We start from the raw sequence: 23778 nt of genomic DNA on the forward strand, positions 1-23778 counted from the left end.
AACCTGCTAAAAAAATTGAATTTATAAATCACAATTATTCATTTCTTTATTTAATATCTTTATAATTCTTTTGCTAGTTATAGCTGTGTATTCATTTCAATTAAGATTCATATGATTTTATTCTGGAAATACCTTAAACCGTATAGTTGGCTTATTGTACTTGTTTTATTTTTTGCTGGGATATCGCAAATACTCTCACTTTATGATCCAATTATTTTTGGAAAAATCATCGATGATTATGCCTTAAACAATAAACAAGGCAACACTAGCAAAGAAGAAGGTGTTATAAAATTATTAATAATAGCTGTTATCGTAGCCCTTGCAGCACGTTTGTTCCTTTCGTTCAAAGATTATGTATTACGAATGATTGTGCAAAAATTTGGAATGCAAATTTTTAATGATGGCTTGAGACAAACACTAAGATTACCTTTTCAGGAATTTGAAGACCAAAGCAGCGGAGAAATTTTATCGGTATTACAAAAAGTACGTACGGATACCGAGAAATTTATTTCGTCTTTTATAAACATCCTATTTACATCGGTAGTAGGCATCGGTTTTTTAATGTGGTATGCTATTACGAAACATTGGGCACTTATTCCTGTATTTTTTATTGGTGTAGTTGTCCTTGGCGGATTGACAAGTATTTTAAGCCGTTCGATAAAAACATTACAACGTTCGCTTATTCGACAAAACCGACAAATGAGTGGTACTATAACGGAAAGTTTACGAAACATAGAACTTGTAAAAAGTCTAGGTCTTACTTATCCTGAAATTAGACGTTTAAAAGTTCATACTCAGGAAATATATGATCTAGAAATGGAAAAGGTCAAGAAAATGCGAACTCTAACTTTTCTTCAAGGCAGCATTCTGATTTTCCTAAAACAGTCCATTCTATTTATACTGTTATGGCTTATTTTTAAAAACGTTTTATCTCCTGGCGAACTTATTTCTATGCAGTTTATATCCTCCGGAATTATAAGTCCGTTACAAGATCTTGGCAGCATTATAATATCCTACCGCGAGGCCGAAACTGCTTTATTTCTTTTTAATGAGCTAATGCAAAAGCAACCAGAATATAGTCCTGAAGATCCTGTAGAAGTGGGTGCAATTAGCCAATTACATTTTAATGATGTCGTTTTCAAGCATAAAAACGCTAGCTATAACGCGATTCAGAATATTTCATTTAAAGCTAAACTAGGTGATAATATTGCATTTGTAGGGCCATCTGGTTCAGGGAAATCAACTCTTGTAAAACTATTGGTCGGTTTATATCGTCCTGTAGAAGGCGATATTCTTTATGATGATATATCTATTAAAGATTTACGATACAATCGTGTTCGCAGACAAATGGGGTTTGTAACGCAAGATACCCAACTATTCTCTGGATCTATTCGTGAGAATCTACTATTTGTTAAACCCGATGCTACAGACGAAGAAATGCTTTCGGCAATAGAGAAAGCATCTGCAACTCCTATTATAATTAATTCTGGGAAAGGTCTTGATACTGTTCTTGGCGAAGGTGGAAAAAAACTTTCGGGTGGCGAGAAACAACGACTCTCTATAGCCAGAGCTTTATTACGTAAACCAAAGATATTAATATTTGATGAAGCAACTTCGGCGTTAGATTCTCTTACTGAATCTCAAATTACACAAACGGTTAGAGAAATATCTGCAGACAAACAGCAAATTACCATTCTCATTGCTCACCGATTATCGACCATAATGCATGCCGATACTATATTTGTACTCGAACGTGGGAAAATTATTGAACAAGGAAATCATAATGAGCTTGTAGAAAGAAAAGGATTGTATTATGCTATGTGGAGACAGCAAATAGGTGAACGTAAAGACGATTTAGCTCCATCAAAAAAACAGAATAAAACCAATTGAAAAAATATTTTAACCATATAAGTAATCTAAGAAAACATAAGCATAAAACTTAAATGAACTTACATTACTTATATAGTTAACTTTTGAGTACAATCTTATTTCCTAGCTTTATATTCATCAAAACTATAAGGCCCAGCTCCAAAAAAAGAAATCATTAATGCTGCCCCAATAATAGAAAGGTTTCTCATAAAAGTCATAAGAACCAATTGATGATGAACTGGATCTTCAATATTCCAGAAATCATGCATTACAAATGTTACTGGTAACAGAATAAGAATTATCAACCATGAACCCCATTTGGCCATGAACCCCGTTAAAATACTTAATCCTCCCAATAATTCAAAAATCCCTACCAAAGGAACCAAAATATAAGAACATGGTATTCCTTTTGCCGTAGCTTCATAAACAAAATAATCTGAAAAATTTGCGATAGAAGAATACATAAAAATTGTACTAAATAAGATTCTGCCGATTAAAGGGATATAATTCATAGTAAAAAGTATTAGTTAAATTGATAATCGTTTTATTTTGGAATAAATCTTTGAATAAATTAAAGAACACTTAAATTTAGTGAATTAAAATCAAAGGACAAGGGCTTACTGAAATTCTTACAAGTCTAAGAGGAATACTTTCCTTAAAATTAAGCTATTATATAAAAAAATAAGAGCCGTCTCATATTGAGACGACCCCTATTAAAAAAAACTAAATGTAATTGTTTTTGAGTGACCGAATTTAGTATTAACTAATTTCAATTACTCGTGGAGATTTACTTTCCTTTGCTTCTTCTTTTTTAGGAATAACAAGGTGTAAAAGTCCGTTATCGTAATGTGCTTTTATTTTTTCTTCGTCAACTATATTGTTTGGTAATTCAAAACTTCTCTGGAATGATTGATAACTAAATTCTTTTCGAGTATAATTATCTTCAACTGTTTCTTTCTCATTCTGTTTAACAGAAGATATCGTTAATAAATTATCGTTAAGAGTAACATTAAAATCCTTTTTATCCATTCCTGGTGCAGCAACTTCTACTTCAAAATTTTCATCTGTTTCTTTAACATTTATTGATGGTATGGTTGTACTTGTAGATGAAAAATTGCTGTTTTCCCAGTTAAAAAGTTCACGTCCAAAAAAATCGTCTAATAGTGATGGAAATGATTGTGTATTGTTTCCGTTATTTCTGATACTTAACATGATGATTTACTTTTAATAGTTATACAAATAATTTAATAATTATTAAAAATGTTGATCAACATCATGCATATAACAAAATAAATACCAAACCATAAAACCTGTCATTTTTTCATAAATAAATGAAGTATTGACATAAAAAATCCTAACATAAACTATTAACACTAACAAAATGACAGTAACTATCTATTTACCCCAATCCTACCGACCTAAAAGCTCTTAAAATAATCCCTTTCTAAAATTTAGAACCAGTCTAACCGACTAACAAAGATCTTTGCCAATTTTTAATACTAATTTTATCCTTTAATTATAAAATTATTACCATGAGTGCTATTGAAAATGAAACCTTGCTGAGTAAGGAACTCTCTGTAATAGACAAAAAATTAAATAAGCTTAATGATGAAAAAATAAAGCTTCTTTTTAATGCATTAGGTCTTACCTCACGCGAAGATATCCCGAAAAATTACCTTGACTGGGAAACAATTCTAATCATTGTCCCAAACCGTCAAGTATCGCACGAACTAAAATCTTACAAATATTCAATATCCAGAATTACCTTTGCTACAAATGTTTATGCAAAAGAGATACATATTTATGACTTAAATGATTGGAAAAAAGCATTTAGTAACAAAACACATTTGCAAATTAAAAATGCTTTAAAAGAAAGTTTTGGTGGTGTTCAAAGAACACAGGAAGAATATATCAAAACTATCCCGAAAGGCAACTAAATAGCATGGAAGCAGAACATCATTATATAAACAGAAGTGGATGGTTACGAGCAGCAGTTCTTGGTGCCAATGATGGTATTTTATCAACCACAAGTTTAGCTATTGGTATTGCTGCTGCCAGTACAACTCGTGAACCTATTATTCTGGCTACCATAGCTGGTTTAGTAGCTGGTGCTTTGTCTATGGCTGCAGGTGAGTATGTTTCGGTAAGTTCCCAATCTGATATTGAAACTGCAGATTTAGAAAGAGAAAGTATAGCACTAAAAACTATGCCTGAGATAGAATTAAAAGAACTAGCAGAAATCTATCAAAATAGAGGATTAACTCCTGATCTTGCCAAAGAGGTTGCTAAACAATTAACTGCTCACGATGCTCTGGAAACTCATGCCAGAGACGAATTAGGTATTAACGAAATCACTCAGGCAAGACCTCTACAAGCTGCTCTTGCATCGGCAGCATCATTTATTGCTGGAGGTGTTTTACCGCTCTTTGTTTCAATTTTTGCTCCTCTTAAAGAAATTGTACTATATCAATATGTTTTTGCCATAATCTTTCTAGCACTTTCTGGAGCATTAGCCGCCAAAGCTGGTGGTTCTGATACTACTAAAGCAATATTAAGAATTACTATTTGGGGAACTTTTGCAATGGGAATATCAGCATTAGTTGGTTATCTTTTTGGCGTAAATATTTAATTCTTAATTCCTTTTTTGAGATTTTTAAGCAACGGATTATCCGAAAGCTTAATTTGTTCCATCGCTAATTTTGCAATTTCGGTTGCTCCCAATAAAGATAGATGCGTATCATCATCTTTGCCTTCTGGATAAAATCTAATCTCTCCTGCCTTGTAATGCAAATGTAATTTCTTCGATTTTTCAGGACCATAAGATTGTTCTAATAATTCCGTATAATATTCTAAGTCGATAAAAGGCACATTTAATTCCTTAGCAACCAATCTGGCTTCCAAAGGGTAATCTCCATGTGTACCAATTAGAACACCTTGCTCATTAAAATTTCTTCTGGCAATAGACGAAAACAGAATCGGAATTGCCCCTTTTTCTCTACTTTCTGTCACAAAACGAATTAGATTGTGTCGATACGCCGTATGTGGATTAGTATATCTAAGAGAATCAGCTATTTTTTCATCGTTATGTCCAAACTGAATAAAAATATAATCTCCTTTCTTAAGTGATTTATATACTGTTTCCCATAGTTTTTCATCAATAAAACTTTTTGTACTTCGTCCGTTTACGGCTTTATTCTCAACAATAATACTCTCATTAAAAAATGGCTGCAATACCTGACACCAACCATGCTCTGGATTTCGCTCTGGATCTTTTTTATTCGCCATAGTAGAATCTCCAATGCAATACAAAGTTGTTTTTTGTGCAGAAACATTAAGGGTAATAAGCAATATGATTAATAGGTAATATTTCATTTTTTAGACTTCTTTATTTTTAGACTTCTTAGAATGTTAGATTCTAGACTTCTTAGATTTTTATTTTTTTTATACATTATATATCTGCAACAAAATATGATCGCATTATGGTAAGCCTATATTATGTAGACGCACTGCGGTACGTCTCTACAGAAAAACTTTGTTCCTTTCTTCCTTTGTTCCTTTCTTTCCCCAATCTTGTCTCCCTGAGGAACGAAGGGTCTCCACAAGAAACTAACATAAGCTTGTCTTAAATTGTCGAGCTACTCGCGGAGATTGCTTCGCCAGTTCGCTATTGCTCGTGTCTTCCTGCGTCAGAAAGACAAGTTTGGGGTTACTTTATGGATAAACCTAATATTGCGTAGACGCACTGCGGTGCGTCTCTACAGAAAAACTTCGATCCTTTAAACCTTTGTTCCTTTGCTTCTTTGAACCTTAGAGCCTTCCTAAAGAAACCGCCGTAGGCACAGTTGCTTTCTCTCCGATAAAAACCTCACTCATCGTAACATTTTCGGCATTACTATTCGAAATGGCATTCTTAGCCGATTTGATTTCGATGTTATCCAATGTGATATTCTTGACTTTTTTCTCTGGAAATCCCTGAATTACAATTCCTGTACCCGTTACTTTATTACACGAAATATTAGAGAATGAAATATCTGAAATTTCAGATGGGAAACCGCTTCCTTCTCCATGATAATTGGCTGTAATATACAAGCAATCTTCAACTTCGTCTAATTGGATATTTCGAACAAAAACGTTTTTTATATAACCTCCTCTATCGGCATTTGTTTTTAAATAAATTCCTCTTTTTAAGTAACCTATCGTTTTGCAATTCTCGACAAACACATTTTTAATTCCTGCCGACATTTCACTTCCTAAAACTACACCATGAAGTCCTTTAAAATTACAATCCCTAATTACAATATTCTCACTTGGTGTATCCGAATTTGCTCTTCCCTCATGATCTCTACCTGCTTTAATAGCAATATTATCATCGCCGTTATTAAATGTTATTCGTTCTATCAAAACATCTTTGGCATATTCAGGATCGATTCCGTCGTTGTTATGGTTCAAAGATTTATAGCTTACATCTCTAACAGTTATACTTTCGGATTTTAATAAATGTAAACACCAAAATGGTGAATTTTCGATTCTGATTTTCTCAACCAAAATATTTTTACAATTGAAAAACTGAATCATCTGCGGTCTTAAAAAATATCCATCACCGAATTTTCTATCTTTTAATGGAACATTATTATGATTCATTTCGCGGCTTAATTTTTTACCTGCTCCTTCTTTGGCTTTAAAACTACGCCACGTATTTCCACCTTCGCCATCAATTGTTCCTTCGCCTGTAATAGCAATATCCGTACATCCATACGCATATATTAATGGACTATAATTATAAAGCATTGTTCCTTCCCAACTTGTAAGCACCAATGGTAAATAATGATTAGGATTGTCACTAAATTTAATTTTAGCATCTTTTTCTATCACTAACCTTACATTACTCACAAAATGTATTGGTCCATTGAGTTTATAAATTCCTTTCGGAACTATAATAGTTCCGCCTTTATTTTTCTTGCACAATGCCATTGCTTTATCAAAAGCAGGTTTGCTATCACTCACAGAATCTCCTTTGGCGCCAAGCCTCACAACATTTATTTGATACGACGGAATTACTGGTAATTTAATTCTGCTAACAATGGAATCGACTTTGCTTGTCGGAAAATCAACCGTTTGCGCAAAACAATTGAATGATATTAATAGTAAAAAAAGAAAGCTGTATTTCATAATTTAGACTTCTTAGATTTTTAGACTACTTAGAATGTTAGACTTCTTAGATTGTTAGACTTTTGGATTATTAGATTTGAACCTTTATTGCGTAGACACACTTCGGTGCGTCTCTACAGAAAACCTTTGAACCTTTGTTTCTCAGGGCTTTTGTTACTTTGTTTATTTGCCCCTTTCTCTCCCCAATCTTGCACCCTGAGGAACGAAGGGTCTCCTCAAGTAACTAACACAAACTTGTCTTAAATTGTCAAGCTACTCGCGGAGGTTCTTCCTGCGTCAGAAAGACAAGATTGAGGTTATATTATGGAAAAAAAACCTCTGAACCTCTAGACGCACTGCGGTACACCTCTACAGGAAAACCTTTGTGCCTTTGAACCTTTGTCACTCTGAACCTCAGTCCCTTTGAACCTTAGAAAAAACATTCTCAACTGTGTATTTCTTAGCCTCTTTTTTAGTTAATTGATTCGACCATTTAACTCTTTCCTTTGGTTTAAATCCTTCACCACTACAATTGTATTCGGCATAAAAAGCTGTTTTTTCGGCTTCGGGTTTAGACCAGTTTTCCCAACCTTGTGGCACTATATGATTTCCCATTTTGCATTCTATAAAAACGGTTTTAGCATAAATACGCCATGGTCTCCCCAAGTATACTTGTGTTGCATTTTTATCGGCTGTAAGGTTACAGTTTTTAAAGACAAACCCAAATTCTTTGCCTACGGGTGTTGATGCTGCTGTTATATAAGAATTCTTGAGACTATGAATTTGGCAATTCTCGAATAATACGGTGGATTTTCCAAAAATAAAATCGGTTGTCCCTTCGATATAACAATCTTTAAAATACTGCCTGGAGTTGTTTCCCGAGGCATATAATGTATCTTGGTTTCCTAATATATTACAATTAAAAATATAGGCATTATCTCCCATAATTGATAAAGCAACTGCTTGTCCTATATCTCCTGATGAATTTTGAATCGTTAAATTAGATGCCGAAAAATCATTCCCTTCTACCAGCATTGTGTAGGTATAAAAAGTACTATTCCTGCCTAAATTCATCTTACCAAAATAATCATCGTAGGTAATGATCGTCTTTTCTTTACTCTCACCAATTAACGAAATATTGTTATTGAATTCTGGGATTCGTATTTTTTCATAATACGTTCCGTTTTTAATATGAATCGTTACATTCTCATACGGAAAAGCTTTAGTCGCATTTATCGCATCCTGAATTAACTTAAAATCTCCTGATCCATCTTGCGCAACGGTAATTACGTTTTCGGATTCAGCTTTTTTTTTTCGCTTTTTTCAAAAGCGTATTTTTTCTCCCAACTTGGGTATTTTTTTAAAGGTTCTTTTGGTTCATCTGTGTACCAAGCGTAGCCATTTTTGCGTTCTCCTCCTATTTCGTCCAGAGATTTCTTTTTTACTCCATCTCTATCACAAAAAAATGGTTCGTTGTTGTCTAGCTCCATAAACCTTGCCCAAATTGGTGAAGCATTTGTTGCAGGAATCATTTTTTTATCGATAATTTTTCCTGCATCATTTAGGATTCGTTCTTCTTCGAGATTGGTGATTTTAGTTTTTTCAAACCATGTACAGGCGCTTTTTACTGCTGTAATTACTTCTGGTGACGGATTATCTATAGACATTAATAACAATACTATTTTAGCCGATTCTTTTCCGCTTAAAGACGGTAATTCGTAAGCTCTTGCTTTGGCTGGAGCCAAAGTATTTTCGTCATGTTGTGCACACCAAGCTGTTAAGACTCCGTTTTGTTTGTACTGTGTTTTTATAATACAAGTTATTCCTTTATCAAAAGCAACTTTAGCTTTAGCAACATAATCTTGTGAAATAGGAATGCCGCTATAATCTGAAGTTTCTCCGATTTGTTTTAATATTGATAAGATATGAAACATCGAATCGTCATTATAGGTAATATGGGTATAATATCCTTTTTTTAAGGGATAGAATTGTGGCCATCCTCCATTATCATATTGTGCTTCTAGCAAATAATCAAGTCCTAAAAGAAATGCTTTTTTATAACGTTCATCTGGTTTTTGCTTGTACATTTTTGCCAGAAAAAGCATTTCCTGGCACGTTGCACCATTATCGGTCGTGATATCATGTAAGTCACTTTTTAATGCAATTAAACTTTGCTTTTCAGCTTGTGAAAGTGGTTTCTGCATTTCGATATTCTTTGGCCAACCACCAATGTTACGTTGGTATAGCAACACATTCTCGGCAATGGTTTGAGCTTCGGGCGTTGCAAACCAAGCCGCATCGCTCTTTCTAATAATATCACTCCAATTTTTATAATTATTTTGTGCTTGCAGCATTATGCTACAACCTAATAATGCAATTAGATTTAATACTATGATTTTAATATGTTTCATTTCAAATTATCTGTTTAATTCTAATGCTGCCAAGATAAATGGACCTGTTGCTTTAGGATCGTTGTCTTTTTTTCTTTCGTTTATATAATATTCATAAGAACCGTCTCTGTATGGTTTCCCTCCTAATCCTGCAACTGCGCAAGCATTAGTAATTGTAATTTCACCATCGGCATCAACTTTTATCAATTGTTTGGTTAATCCATCAAAAGATTTGTTTGCGATGTCTTTATATTTTTTTGGCAAATATCCTTTGTTTGCTCCTTTCGCAAAAGCATAAATAAACATTGATGATCCTGATGATTCTAAATAATTTCCTTTTTTATCGCCCATATCGGTTACCTGATACCAAAGTCCTGTTTTTTTATCTTGAAATTTCACCAAAGCCTCTGCTAATTGATTTAAATACGTAACCAATTCTTTTTGTTTCGGGTGGTCTTTTGGAAAATAATCCAATACATCGACTAATGCCATTGCGTACCAACCTAATGAACGTGACCAAAAATTAGGCGATGTTCCTGTTTCAGGATTTGCCCAAGGCATTTTTTTACTCTCGTCCCAAGCATGAAAAAGTAATCCTGTTTTTTTATCCAAATCGTTTTTCTGAATTAATTCAAACTGTTTGGCGATATCATTCAGTTCTGCTCCTTTTTCAAACTGGGTTGTATATTGTGCATAAAACGGTTCTCCCATATACAATCCGTCTAACCACATTTGGTCTGGATAGATTTTTTTATGCCAGAATCCACCACTTGCTGTTCTTGGTTGTTCTTTTATTTGCTTTCTTAAAAGTTCTAATGCTTTTAAATATTTTTGATCTTTTGTTGTATCATATAAATTAAATAATAAACGACCAGCCGTAACCATGTCTATATTATAGGTTTCAAATTTATAGCTTTTAATACTACCATCTTCTTGAACTAAATCATCAACATACTTTTTTATGTAATTGTAATATTTAACATCGCCTGTTTTTTTATACAATTCTTCAAATGATGTTAATACTAATCCGTGTACATAATCCCATTTCGGTTCTTTTAAATCATCAATCATATAGGCTTCGGGATGGCATTTCATGATAGATAATGCCATTTTTTCTGACCATTTTAAATCTTTAGAAATCGCTACAGTAGCTTTTGCAGGCTCTTGAGAAATAGTTTTACAACTCATTAATGTCATTACACAAACTAATGCTATTGACCCAAAATAATTTCGTTTTATAATATTCTTCATTTTAAAATATGCTTTATATTTTTATTTATCCAACTCTATTGCGCTCAACAGAAATGCTGTTAAAGCTATGGAACTGTTGTCTTTCTTTTTTCCGTTAACATAATATTCATTTGATCCATCTCTAAATGGATTTCCTCCTAAACCTACATTTGAAGAAACGTTTATTATATTCAATTCTCCGTTCTCTCCAAATCTAACAAACTCTTTTATAAATCCATCAAATGATTTTTCGGCAATCGTTTTATATTCCGAAGGTAAATATCCATTATTTACACCTTTTGCAAAAGCATAAATAAACATTGCAGATCCCGATGGTTCTAGATAATTATCTTTAAGCAATGGTTTATCTGTTACCTGAAACCATAATTCCGACTTGTCTTTATAAACAAGTAACGCTTTGGCTAATTGATTTAAATCCCCAACTAATACTTTCCTCTTCGGGTTGTTTTTTGGATAATAATCCAACGCATCAACCAATGCCATCATGTACCACCCCATTCCTCGTGACCAAATTGTTGGTGATGTTCCTGTTGCTGGATTCGCCCATGCAATTTGCTTGCTTTCGTCCCAAGCGTGATATAACAATCCTGTTTTTTTATCGATAAAATGATTTTGGACTATCTCAAATTGTTTGGCTATATCATCTAGCTTTTTTCCCTTTTCAAACTCAACCGTGTATCGTGCATAAAAAGGTTCTGCCATATATAAACCATCCAACCACATTTGATTAGGATAAATTTGCTTGTGCCAAAATCCTCCGCTTGCATTTCTAGGTTGATTTTCAATTTGATTCCTCAAAATAACCAATGCTTTTCGATAGCGTTCTTCTTTGGTTAAATCGTATAAATCAAAAAGCATTTTCCCCGGATTGATATAATCTATATTATTCTCTTTTGCGTCATAACCTGTTATATTCCCAGAACTATCTATTAACTCACTTGTATATTCTTTTACATAATCCAGATACTTTGGATTATGGTTCTTTTGATATAATTTTTCAAAAGATAGCAATGCAAATCCTATTTTGTAATCCCATTTTGGCTTTTCGGCACCATCTATCTGCCATGCCTTTGGGTATTTGTTTATAATCGAAAGCACGGTTTTTTCAGACCATTTGCCTTGAGCATTTGCTTTACAGCAAAACAGCACCAATACGATAATTAGCTGTTTATAAAAATAAATTTTATTAGAAATACTCTGAATCATTAATAATTATATTTTAATCTTTAGCTGATTTTCTTTCACGCAGATTTTAAAAAGATTTAAGCAGATGTACACAGATAATAATCCATAATTAAATCTGCTAGAATCTGTGTTAATCTGCGTGAAACTTATCGTTTTAATTCTATCTAACTCTTTGCGAAAGGAACGCTGATGAAACGGATTCGCTAAGGCGAAAACACGGATAAAAACGGATTTTCTCCAGTCCCGAATCTTCAGAATTATGATTGTTTTTAAAAATCCGTTTTTTAATCCGCGGCTTTACTTTTTGTAAATCCGTTTCATCCGCGTTCCTTTATAGATTATTTGTTCACTATTAAATCAGCACAAAAATTACATTTTGCCTTTTTTATTCAATACTTCTAATCTTTCGTCAAGGTATTTTATAAATTCTTCTTTGTTTTTTATACCCTCTTTTTCTTGTTCCCAAGCGCCTAAGAAATAAAACGAAGTTGCTTTTATAGTTGGTTTAAAAACCAATAAATAATCTAAATCTGTATCGGCTACATTTTCGATTGTAGTGGTTTCATAAAAAATTGCCATTCCTAATTTATCAGGAACTAATGATTGTGTTCCGTATGTAGCAAGGTATGCCCACTTTTTATTTTTGCTTTCTTTTTTAAGCAATTCAGCATTTTTCTGTTTTACAATTCCAGTACAAATTCCTTGAATTTCTTTAGACGCTTTAATGGTATGCTGCGTGTATAATTGATCTGGTTTAATGGTTAATTCTGATGTAAAATCAATCTTATCTGATGCTGTTTTCCATCCAAAATAATTCACTTTTACTTTAGATTCATTTACCTTATTTTGTACATACGCCAATGTTGAATCGACTTCATAAAAATGTAGTTTTTTATTATCCAGATAACGATCTATAGAACCTATTCCGATTCCTTTTCCTGCTTTTAAAATATCTGCTCCCCAATCGCTCATTTCGTGATAGGAGTCAAAATTGTCTTGACCAACTATTGGTAAGATCATTTCTGATGTTTTTTTGCCAAAAATATCAATGGCATTTCTCCAGTCTAAGTACAAACGATATCCTATTCTGTTACTTTCCCATCCTGGTCCTTCGTAACGAATATCAAATGAATGATCGGTATGTTCCGGAGCTAATTTTAGTTTATCTACATTCTTAAAAACTGTTCCTCCTATATACTTGCGTCCTTCCCATTTACCATCTGTTTTTACCGATATTTCGGCATATGTTTTTGCTGTTTTTATATCGTATTTGCTTTGTGCTTTACAACTTGAAAGTCCTAAAATTAATGCTGCCGATACTGTTATTATTGTTTTCATTTTATTCTAATTTATTTAAATATTGTAGCTAAAAATTGTGTTGTGTATTGTACTGTTTCGTCAAACCATGGATTAAAAAACCAAAATGAATGCGGCGAATTCTCTATTGTTTTTACCTCGTTATATATCTTATTTTGTTTCAAAATGGCTATCATATCGTCTCTTCCTGCATGAAATCTATCCAAACTGCTATTGATAAACAGTATTGGTGGTGTGTTTTTATTGGTATGCGTTAATGCTGAAGCGTTTTTCCAATTCTTAGGATTTTCTTCATAAGTACCATTTAACCATAAAGCTGCCATTTCTCCTTCTTCAGATTCTGGATGTTTAAACGCTAAAATTCCATCTATATCAATAATTGCGTTTACTGCTGCCGATGATTTACTCTTATACAAAGCATCTTCATAAGCTACATCTCCATTTGTTGTACCAATCAAAGCAGCCATTTGACCTCCCGAAGAACATCCTAAAATAGCTATTTTGTTTGGATCCACTCGGAATCTTTTGGCATTATCTTTTATAAACTTAATCGCATTTTTTACATCGTAAATTGCCTGTGGATATTTCGCTTCAAGCGATAATCTGTATTCTATTGCAAAACAAGAATATCCTTTTAATGCTATTTCCTGTCCTAGAACCTGCATTTGTTTTTTATTTCCTGATTTCCAACCTCCGCCATGTATCATGATTACAGCTGGATTTAATTTTTGTTTTTTATTGATAAAAGCATCAAGATGTAATTCTCTGCTTTTTTCCTGATTATAAACTATATCATAAACTGCGTTAACATCTTTATTCTTTTGTGCCTGAGCAATTGTTATAGAGGGATATCGCTTAATTAATTTTGTATAGGTGCTTTTTACGGTATATGATGTATCGATGCTATACTGACTTTGTACATCAATAGTTTTGAAAAAAAGCAACAAAAAAAGCAATATTCTTATCATCTATAAAAAAATAATTTTTAGTTAAGAAAGGAGTTCGACATATAATCAAACTCCTTTTTAACTAACTCAAAAAACAATAATTTTAAAAAATTATGGAATTACTAATTACTAACACTTCTTAATATGCTGGATTTTGAGGAAAATCATTATTTCTGTTCAAATCTAATGCTGCTTGTGGGATTGGTCTTAAAACTTTAAGATTTCCATTTTGTCCATTAAAAGCATTTGCACTTGTTACTTTAGGATTAAATAAAACGGTTCTTTGTACTAATGTTCCTGTTCGTTTTAAGTCGAACCAACGGTGATATTCACCTAATAATTCTCTTCCTCTTTCGTCTAATATTGTATTAATATCTATTGTTGTTAGTACTGGTATTACTCCTGCTACACCTCCTCCAGCTCTTTTTCTTACTTCGTTTAAACGTGTTAAAGCTGTTGGTGAGTCTCCTGCTTTAAAATAAGCTTCGGCAGCAATTAAGTATGTTTCCCCAAGTCTGGCTATGATAAAATCACGGGTACTACTTCTGTTAGTTGCAACTGTATATGGCGTTGTATTAAAGTTTACACTTGTTGCGCCACTATATGGTGCTTTGGGATCATCAAATTTACGAACCGGAATAAGGTTATAATCTCCTCCTGCTGCTGCAGCTGAAGAATATGATCCCCAAATATGGTATCCTGTAGGCGTTGTTGCTGGTGCAACTACTTTTCCTAAATCTTTATGTGCTGCTATATATGCATCTCTATCGGCTTGTGTAAACCATTTTGGCTCGTAAAAATGAGCAATTTTTAATGCTGTTTTATCGGCTACATCATAATAATCATAATATCTGCTATAGATTTCGGTCATGAATGTTCCTTCCCAACGTTTGTCTCCTTTTTCAAATAATGATAAAGCATAAACTGTAGGACAAAGTGTGTAACTTCTGTTAGGATATGGGTTTCCTGATGCAGCTGCTCCTAAATAAGAACTAAACCAATAGTTTTGTGAACTTCCTAATGATGTTGTTCCTGTAGCATTTGAAGCAATTGAGAATTGAACCGAAAAGATTGTTTCGGCATTCATTTCGTTTCCTGGTTTTACTACGTTATCAAATGACACGGCTAATGCCTGACCATTAATTACTTTATCTGCCAAGGCTGCCGCTGTTGCAAAATCTGTTGCGTTTCCGAAAGTTTCGTACCCTCTTGTAAGATATACTTTTGCTAATAAATTCTGAACGGCTCTTTTATTTACTCTTCCTGTATATGCTCCGTCAGCTACTAGCGGAAGTGCTTCATCAAGATCTTTTATAATTTGAGTATATACTTGTTCTGCCGTATTTCTGTCAAATGAAGTAACTGCTGTATTGATATTTTCTAATACTACCGGAACTCCTCCATACGTTTGAACTAATAAGAAATATGCATTTGCTCTTAAAAATTTAAGCTCTCCTATTCTTGTATCTAATGTGCTTGATTTTTCGGTTATTCCTGAATAATACAATCCTTTATTGGCTTGCTGAATAGATGAATAACACGTTCTATACAATTGATCTACTCCTTGCGAAGAAGAAGAAAGGGTTAAATATTTAGCTAATCCTTCTGGTTCTTGATTTCTTCCTTCAGAGTACATATCTGTTCCTGCCTCAAACAACCATGGATCTCCTCCATAAACATCTTTTAAGGCTGCGTAGTTTGTATTTACCAATGATTCAAATCCTGGTGCGGTAATAAAATATTGCTCTGCCGAACCATAGGAACGATTATCTTCATCGATATAATCCGAGCAAGAGTTTAGTGTCGTTACTAGTATTCCTATAATTACTATTATTTTTTTCATCTTTCTTTAATTTAAAATTTTAAACTTAATCCCATTTGTACTGTCATTGTAGACACTCGATTAACTCCTAATGAGGCAGTTGCCCATTCCGGGTCATACCCTTCGTAATTTGTAAATACAAACGGATTCAAGACGTTTACATAAAGGCGTAAGTTTTTAAGTTTTAATTTATTTAGTAATTCATCATTAAAACTATACCCTAAAGCAATATTCTGAATTTTAACAAATGAAGCGTCTTTATAAAATGCAACATTATTAGTATCATAATAAACTCCTGCTCCACGTGGTAATGGGTTTGTGTTTGAGTATTGTGCAGGTAAACCAGCTCCATTTGCAGGAACATACCAATCTCCTAAATCTAACTTCTGGCGACCTCTATCAGTTACGTCGGCAAAGTTGTCGTGAAAACTACTAAATACTGTCATTCCCTGATTGGTTATCAAAGACATCGATAAATCAAATTGTTTTACTTTTAATGTTGTAGAGAAACTTCCTGACCATTTTGGGTCATAATTTCCTAAGATGGCTCTATCATTATTAGCATCGATTTTACCATCATTATTTAAATCTTTTACTTTTGCTTCTCCTGGTTTTTGACCATAAGAAAGTGCCTGAGCAGCTTCGCTTTCTTGCCAAACTCCATCAAAAACATAGTTGTAATAAGAATGAATGTTTTCTCCAATAAATAAGTTGTTCCCAACATCATCTACTTTATCTTGTCCGTAAATAGATTCTAATTTATTCACGTTTTTAGTAAATGTAAAACTGGTTTCCCAAGTCACATTTTCAGTTTGAATATTCTTGGTTACCAAAGCAACCTCAATTCCTTTGTTGCTTACAGAACCAACGTTTGAAGTGATCGTAGGAACTCCAATCTCTAATGGTAATGCTTGCTGGAACAATAAATCTTTAGACAAACGATCATAAACATCTACACTACCAGAGATTCTGTTACGTACAAATCCAAAATCTAAACCTAAGTTTACCTCTTTTGTTTTTTCCCAGGTAAGGTCTGTATTTCCTAAACTTGCAGATGTATATCCGTTTGCAACTGTACCATTAAAATCATAATATGTTGGCACTTTTAAAACGCTTAAACTTGAGTATGGACTTACGTTGTCATTTCCTGTATAACCGATACTTCCTCTTAATTTAAAGTTTGAAACAAATTTTAAATTTTTCATGAATGATTCTTCGTGAACATTCCATCCTAAAGCTACAGATGGGAAAGCTGTCCATTTATTTTCTTCGGATAAAACCGATGATCCATCGTATCGTACAGAAGCTGTCAATAAATAACGCCCTTTGTAAGCATAGTTTAAACGAGCTGCATAAGACTCTAATGTATTTTTAGAATACGGAATAAATATACCTGAAGGAATTAAAGCAATATTACCAGATGGTGTTAATGAATAAGTTGCTTGTGCTCCTGAAGGAAGATTATAAAAACTGGTCTCGAAAGGATTTTCTCTTGAAGAAGAAAAATAAGTTTCGGTTGTATTTGAATAAAAACTCTGAAGTCCTAAAAAGCTAAATACGTGAGCATCTTTTATAGTGTAATTGATATTAAACTGGTTATCCCAAGTGTAATTAAAGTTATCTACATTGGTTACATCTCCAGATGTTAAACTTTTGTTTTTAAGTCCAAAATCTGTTTGTGCTCCTAATGATCTACCTTCTCTGGCATCCATTTTTCCTGCTGAAAAAGTTGATTTAAATGATAACCAACTTGTAGCTTTGTACTCTGCAAATACGCTACCTATTGTAGTAAATCTTCTTATCTCGTCGCTAGAATTAGCAATTTCTAAAAGTGGGTTATATGAACCTGTTTTATTTATTCCGAGTGCTCCATTTGGATATTTTAAAGTACCTGGTTGTTGTGCATACGTACCTACTATTTCGTTACCCGATGCATCTATCGCCCATGGTGATGTATATGGATTTTGTCTGAAAGCTTCTTGCATTGCTGTTCCACTTCCTAATTGTTCATCAGTTTTAGACATTGTTAGGTTTACCCCAAATGAGATTTTATCATTTATCTTATGATTCAAACCTGCCTTAAAAGTATATTTATCGATTCCTTCATTATCAATAACTCCAGTTTCTTTTTGCGCTCCTAAACCTATGTTATAAGCCAATCCATTATCGGCACGACCCGAAACTGTAAAGTAATTATTTTGTGTCATTCCGCCTTTAAGCACAGTATCTTGCCAATTGTAACTTTGATTATTTGCTACTCTTTGAAACAAAACTGCATTGGTTCCGCCTTGACCTACAGCAGCATTTAACTCCGTTGGATCTATATCCATATAAGTTGGATTGCTTGCAGAAATAGAAGTTGCCAAAAATGCTGATTGATGATAATACCACCATTTTTCCGGACTCATTAATTTAGGTAATCTCACAGCTTGTTTATTACCATAAGAAGTATCAAAAGTAACCGTTACACCAGCTTTGGCATTTGTTCCGTTTTTTGTAGTTACAATAATAACTCCACTTCCTCCTCTTGAACCATAAATTGCAGCCGAAGATGCATCTTTAAGTACGTCCATTCTGGCAATGTCTTGCGGATTCAAGAAGTCGATATTATCTGTAGGCACTCCATCTACTACAAAAAGAGGTTTTGATCCATCTTTATTAATAGAGTTTGCTCCTCTTATAATAACATTAAATCCGTCGCCAATTCGTCCTGAGTTTGAAGTCACCTGTACCCCCGCAATACTTCCCTGAATTGCTTCCATAGGATTGGTAACATTTCTTTCGGTTATTTTGGCAGATGATAAAGTATTGACTGCTCCCGTAAGATCTGCTTTCTTAACAGTTCCGTATCCTACAACAACTACCTCTTTTAGAGAATTTGTGTCTTCGATAAGGCTTATATTAATTTTTGATTTTCCTGCAACGCTCACTTCTTGAGTCTGGAAACCTAAATAGCTTAATACTAAGGTGGCTTTACTGTTTGATACATTTATTTTAAAACTTCCTTCAAAATCAGTCGAAGTTCCGTTTTTAGTTCCTTTTTCTAGAATATTCACTCCTGGCAGAGATAATCCAGCGGCATCGGTAATTTTTCCTTCTATTACAGTAGATTGAGCATTTATGGTATTGCTCAACAGAAAATTCAGGAAAAATAAAAATACAAGATTGTATTTTATTTTTTTCTTTAATAATGGTTTAATGTTCATAGTTTGGTTTTAATGGTTTGGTTAATTGATAGTATTTTAATTCATAATTGATTCTGTTTTTTTTTCATTATATAGATAGGTAGTAATAAAATTTATGCTTTTTAATATTCTTTAGTAAATAAACCTAATCTGCTTTTTTTTGCGATTAATCCCTCTTTTTCCATGGATTGGATTCAGAAATATTATGAACTTGTTTTTCTGTATGAAAAACCAACAGTATAATCACATTAAAAACTGCAACTATTTGTGACGTTATAAACTTACTTACAATCATCTATATCGATTATTAATGCCTTTTCTGAATAAAAAACAACAATTATGTAATCGATTACACGAAAGTATAAAATTAGTTTGAACGAGCCAAATTAAATTAAATAAAAATTACGTATTTAATTTATATACAGGATTAAAATTACAATAAGTGTAAAAAAACTGATAATTTGTTATTATAATAATTTAAATAAGATTCAAATGTTACATTAAAGTAATCGATTGCTTTAAGTGTTCAGTTTCAGCTTGCAGTACTAGTTTACAGTTTACAGTTTCAGTTTACAGTCTCAGTTGTGGCGATTGAGAGATGTGAAATATAAATTCTATCATATTTTAATCATAGCTCACGGTTTCAACCCTGTGATACAGGTTGTGATGATGTATTGTGCTCCAATGGTTGAAACCGTTGGCAATATTTATAAGCTAATATGCAGTGATAGTCTTCGGTTACGGTGATTGAAAGTCTAGAGTCTAAAATCTGAAATTTGGAATGGAATTACTTGCGGAGATCCCTCCTGCGTCGGGAAGACAAGTTTGTAGCGAAAGTTTGTAGCGAAAGTTTGTGGAGAAAGTTTGTAGAGAAAGATTACCTGTAAGGAGCTGCATACTGAGACTGGTACTATAAACTGGTACTATAAACTGCTACTGTAAACTGACACTAAACACTGAAACTAAACACTGTGCCTAAAAAATGAACAAAAAAAAGAGATATGCAAAAAATTGCATACCTCTTTTTAAACTAATTTATAAGATAACGCTATTTAAACCAACGCGGATCTCCTACATTATTCTCTTTTAATGTCTGATTTCCAACTGTAAAATCACCATTTAAAGCATTTGTAAATTTAGGATCTAATGTTGTGTAATTTCCAGAATTATCAAATTTTATAGGAGTTGCAGCTGTAGTAAAAAGTGCAGCTGAATTATAATAATTATTATTTACAAATGTTGGAGCTACTGTTACAGCTTGATTTGCAAAGATTGCAGCTGTTTGCGCAAACAATGTATTACGAATTGTCGTTGCATTAGATACAAAACGTATGTACAAAATTCTATTTGAAGCAGTCATTCCATTATTAAATATCGTACAACCATCAATTAATATATTAGTGATTAAACCTGTCCCTGTTAAATCTTTGGCATTATCTATACGGATAAAATCACGTCCTAATGCACAATTATTAAACGTACTGTTTTTTAATGTAAGCTGTCCTAAATGAGCAATCCTAAAGTCAATAAAATCACCATTATTAGTCAATACATTTGTTACAACAGTGTTCTCTACTATAGCCGAACCAACTCTTGTGTTGGCTTGACTTGAAGATATTAATGATTTTCCGAAATCATGGATATTACATCCACTTATTAAAAGCGGACCATACGTTACATTTGCTTCATTGTATTTAACAGCATCAGTAAGAGTTTTATCTCCGTTTAAATCTAAATCTATCAAATTAAGAATTGTAGATCCATTATTAAGTGAGAAGTTTACATGTAGTAATGGTTTCTTATAGCTATATAATCCTCTAATAGTGATTGATTTATTTAAACTGATTGTGCCTTTAAAAACAGTATAATCACCAGGCATCAATACTAATACGGCTCCTGGCGCAGCATCGGCAATTTTAGCACTTAAATCATCTTCTGGTTTAACCAAAATCCCTGTTCCTATATCAATTCCTGTTGTAAAATCTAAAAAACCTCTTTTTTTAGCACCATTAAATAAGTCTGCTCTATAAGGTGTTTCTCCTTTTAATCCTGTTATTATCGCAATTCCATTTACTTTTTCTTCTGCAGTTACAACATGTTTAATGGCGCCAGGATTAACAACTATTTCTGTTACATTACTATTAGCAGTCCATCTCAAGGTAACTTTATTCGACTCTATGTCGCCATCTTGGCTAGCTAAGAAAATTTGCTCTGATGATGTGGTTGCCTTAGTAACAGACCATTTAGAATCTTCTAATCCTGTTGAACTTACAGCTTTTATTCGAATTGAATATGTTGTTTCTCCTTCTAATTGTATGCGAACCGGCAATTCTTGTGGATTAACGTTAACTGTTTTATAAATAGTCTTAAAGTCTACATCATCTGCGCTAAACTCTACAACATAATGATCTGCATCTTCATTAACAGTCCAATTTAAATCAACTGCTGTTTGATTTCTAACTACTGCAGTAAGCCCTATAGGCGAAAACTCTCTGGTCGCTCCTATTCCGTCTAGTAATCCTTCATTATAAGTTTCGCAGCTAGAAAAAGCAAACATGAACAATAATGTGGCTATTAATCCTTTTAGTATATATTTTATTTTCATAAACTTAATAATTTATAATTAGTTTTAAGTTAAGCTGCTGGATGCAAAATGCTAAATTTTATTTAACACATAGAAACATAGATTTTATGTACAATATGTATAAAAAGAACACAAAAAGAAATACATTTCTTTCGCATAGCTAACTATGTGCATTTAAAACAAATGAAATGCCTTTTTTAACATACAAAACCTATGTTTCTATGTGTTAAAATTAATTACTCCAACGAGGTTTTAAGTTAGATATTAATAGCCATAATCATTAAACAATTTCCCATTGCTTCCTTCAATAAGCTTTTGCCATATTGGCCAAAACTGTCTTGTATCTGGATCAACTCCAATCTTGTAAATCGAATTTATCTTACTATCCGTAAGTGTACTCCAAGCAAAAGAGGTATAATCTGGTCCTGGATTTACATTCTCACCGCGATTTAATCCATAAATATCAAGAGTAACATTATCAGCTTTGTACTTATAATACAAAGTAGTTGGTACATCGGCATAATCTCCTGAGTGTTTTTGTAAATCAAACATTTTTTGCTTGGCTTCGTCTAATTTCACTTTAAGTAAATTCCAACGAATAAGTGCTTGTTTACGTTCCATTTCTCCCGTAAACTCATATTTATTTTCATCTACAATAGCATTAAACATTGCTGTTTTACTACTTAGACCATTTACATAATTATCTACTTTTTGACTCTGATCTCCAGCAGTAAAAGCTCTTCTGCGTATTTCTTTTAAGTAAGGCGCAGCAGCTGCAGGGCCTTCTAATTCATTAGCAGCTTCGGCAGCAATTAAAAGCACTTCGGCATAACGCATATAAATTTTATTTACTCCATCATCATTTGTAGAAGTCACAAAACGAGTCATCCATTCATAGCGGTATTTACCAAAATACCATTTATTTAATGCTCCTAATTCTTGCTTGGCGATTCCATTTACAGGTTTACCGTATAAGTAAGGTACACAGGTAACATCTCTACGACTATCTGCTTTATCGTAATCATAAAAAATAGTAGGTAGTGGTCCTGCCGAACCTCCGCGGTTAGGTCCATTTGCATGAAATTGATCTACATCTGTATGCTTTACAGCAAAACTGTATAACATTCTTCCTCTACCATCTGCAAAAGGAATTTCCCAAAGAGATTCCCCTCCTGCCGTAATGTTTTCTTGGTTGTATTTTCTCCAGAATGTTTCAAACGAAGGTTCCAAATTAGCTTTTCCACTCTGAATAACAGAGCGAGATTCATCCAATGCCAATTTATACATTTTATCTACCGAAAGTTCTGTATCATTACTTCTGTGAACACCGTCTGGATATTGCTGAAATCCACTAGCAACCAATGCTAAACGAGCACGTAAACCTTTTACAAAAGCTTTATTAATGCGTTCTACACTTGCAGTAGCAGCACTTTCATTTGGCCATGGAACTAGTGTAGCGGCTTCTCCCAAATCCTGAATAATTTGCTTATAAATCACGTCACGACTTGATTTTGGTAAATAAATGGTTTCTGTATTAACTGGCTCAAAACGAGCGGGTACATCACCATGTGCTTTAACTAAATCTGCGTAAAACACAGCACGCAATGTTAAAGCCTCTCCTAATAAATATCCAAATTCAGTTCCCGGTTTTGGGTTACCATATTTACGAATACCGTTGATGCAAATATTAGCACGTTCGATTCCCGTATACATGGATGTCCAAGGGTTACCTCCACCACCTTCTGTTACCTCCAGATTCATCTGGCTATTGGTAGGCTTTGCATCGTAAATACTTAAACCTGCTTTATCATCAGAAGTAGATTCTGAAGCATTATACCACTCAGTATCTGTATTAAATCCGTAAAAAGGAAGAAAACGACCTCTGTGTCCATTAGTTTCTGCAAATGCTATTTTAATTCCATCAACTGCACCTTTGGTTAATCCCTCATTAGAAAAAATTTCTTGTTCTTCTAATGTTGATTTTCCGGGAGCATCCAAATAATCCTCTGAAAACTCTTGGCAAGCACTAAAAAGACTTGCTAAAATTAGTCCTGCTATTATTATTTTATGTTTCATCTTT

At 33.3% G+C, this 23778-nt stretch carries 17 protein-coding genes; 3 read left to right on the plus strand and 14 right to left on the minus strand.

Annotation, left to right across the window (positions count from 1 at the left end; translation table 11 throughout):
- Window positions 1-111: 111 nt before the first annotated feature.
- A complete protein-coding gene (locus tag B8T70_RS14555) occupies window positions 112-1890 on the plus strand; it encodes an ABC transporter ATP-binding protein (protein WP_086895305.1) in 1779 nt (592 codons plus the stop codon).
- 95 nt (window positions 1891-1985) lie between these two features.
- Here B8T70_RS14555 and B8T70_RS14560 read toward each other — a convergent pair whose 3' ends face one another.
- Together B8T70_RS14560 and B8T70_RS14565 are read right to left on the minus strand one after the other, a co-directional pair.
- The gene (locus B8T70_RS14560; RefSeq protein ID WP_039115611.1) at window positions 1986-2381 is read right to left on the minus strand and encodes a DoxX family protein; all 396 of its coding nucleotides are present in this window, start codon (window positions 2379-2381) and stop codon (window positions 1986-1988) included.
- A 247-nt stretch (window positions 2382-2628) separates the two neighbouring features.
- Entirely contained in the window at window positions 2629-3081 is a 453-nt protein-coding gene (locus tag B8T70_RS14565; RefSeq protein WP_086895306.1) for an Hsp20/alpha crystallin family protein, read from the minus strand.
- Between the two features lie 320 nt (window positions 3082-3401).
- Here B8T70_RS14565 and B8T70_RS14570 point away from each other — a divergent pair, with 320 nt between their 5' ends.
- The gene (locus B8T70_RS14570; RefSeq protein WP_039115615.1) at window positions 3402-3806 is read left to right on the plus strand and encodes a hypothetical protein; all 405 of its coding nucleotides are present in this window, start codon (window positions 3402-3404) and stop codon (window positions 3804-3806) included.
- A gap of 5 nt (window positions 3807-3811) precedes the next feature.
- Window positions 3812-4498, plus strand: a complete 687-nt coding sequence (locus tag B8T70_RS14575) for a VIT family protein (protein WP_086895307.1) — start codon at window positions 3812-3814, stop codon at window positions 4496-4498.
- On the opposite strand, the gene B8T70_RS14580 is transcribed toward B8T70_RS14575, so the two are convergent.
- The 12 genes from B8T70_RS14580 to B8T70_RS14630 form a co-directional block, all read right to left on the minus strand.
- The gene (locus B8T70_RS14580; protein ID WP_086895308.1) at window positions 4495-5241 is read right to left on the minus strand and encodes a rhamnogalacturonan acetylesterase; all 747 of its coding nucleotides are present in this window, start codon (window positions 5239-5241) and stop codon (window positions 4495-4497) included. The genes B8T70_RS14575 and B8T70_RS14580 overlap by 4 nt on opposite strands.
- Window positions 5242-5676: 435 nt before the next feature.
- Window positions 5677-7038, minus strand: a complete 1362-nt coding sequence (locus tag B8T70_RS14585) for a glycoside hydrolase family 28 protein (RefSeq protein ID WP_086895309.1) — start codon at window positions 7036-7038, stop codon at window positions 5677-5679.
- Window positions 7039-7431: 393 nt separating this feature from the next.
- Entirely contained in the window at window positions 7432-8304 is an 873-nt protein-coding gene (locus tag B8T70_RS24245) for a pectinesterase family protein (protein ID WP_369827402.1), read from the minus strand.
- Entirely contained in the window at window positions 8304-9428 is a 1125-nt protein-coding gene (gene pelA / locus B8T70_RS24250) for a pectate lyase (protein WP_242667484.1), read from the minus strand. Before pelA ends, B8T70_RS24245 begins: the two co-directional genes overlap by 1 nt.
- Before the next feature lie 6 nt (window positions 9429-9434).
- Entirely contained in the window at window positions 9435-10658 is a 1224-nt protein-coding gene (locus B8T70_RS14595) for a glycoside hydrolase family 105 protein (RefSeq protein ID WP_086895310.1), read from the minus strand.
- 21 nt (window positions 10659-10679) lie between these two features.
- A complete protein-coding gene (locus B8T70_RS14600; protein WP_086895311.1) occupies window positions 10680-11864 on the minus strand; it encodes a glycoside hydrolase family 105 protein in 1185 nt (394 codons plus the stop codon).
- A 348-nt stretch (window positions 11865-12212) separates the two neighbouring features.
- On the minus strand, window positions 12213-13181 hold the full coding sequence (locus B8T70_RS14605; protein ID WP_086895312.1) for a DUF4861 family protein: 969 nt from the start codon (window positions 13179-13181) through the stop codon (window positions 12213-12215).
- A gap of 11 nt (window positions 13182-13192) precedes the next feature.
- Complete coding sequence (locus B8T70_RS14610; protein WP_086895313.1) at window positions 13193-14128, minus strand: alpha/beta hydrolase; 936 nt, start codon at window positions 14126-14128, stop codon at window positions 13193-13195.
- A gap of 118 nt (window positions 14129-14246) precedes the next feature.
- Window positions 14247-15950, minus strand: a complete 1704-nt coding sequence (locus B8T70_RS14615) for a RagB/SusD family nutrient uptake outer membrane protein (protein ID WP_086895314.1) — start codon at window positions 15948-15950, stop codon at window positions 14247-14249.
- An 11-nt stretch (window positions 15951-15961) separates the two neighbouring features.
- Window positions 15962-19135 carry a SusC/RagA family TonB-linked outer membrane protein gene (locus tag B8T70_RS14620; protein ID WP_086895315.1) on the minus strand — a complete coding sequence of 1058 codons (3174 nt, stop codon included), beginning with the start codon at window positions 19133-19135 and terminating at the stop codon, window positions 15962-15964.
- A 1027-nt stretch (window positions 19136-20162) separates the two neighbouring features.
- Entirely contained in the window at window positions 20163-21719 is a 1557-nt protein-coding gene (locus B8T70_RS14625) for a DUF4957 domain-containing protein (RefSeq protein WP_086895316.1), read from the minus strand.
- A 243-nt stretch (window positions 21720-21962) separates the two neighbouring features.
- Window positions 21963-23774 (minus strand): RagB/SusD family nutrient uptake outer membrane protein, encoded by a 1812-nt coding sequence (locus B8T70_RS14630; RefSeq protein WP_086895317.1) that lies wholly within the window; start codon window positions 23772-23774, stop codon window positions 21963-21965.
- Between the last annotated feature and the right edge of the window lie 4 nt (window positions 23775-23778).

The organism is Flavobacterium sp. AJR (assembly GCF_002156885.1).
Lineage (GTDB): Bacteria > Bacteroidota > Bacteroidia > Flavobacteriales > Flavobacteriaceae > Flavobacterium.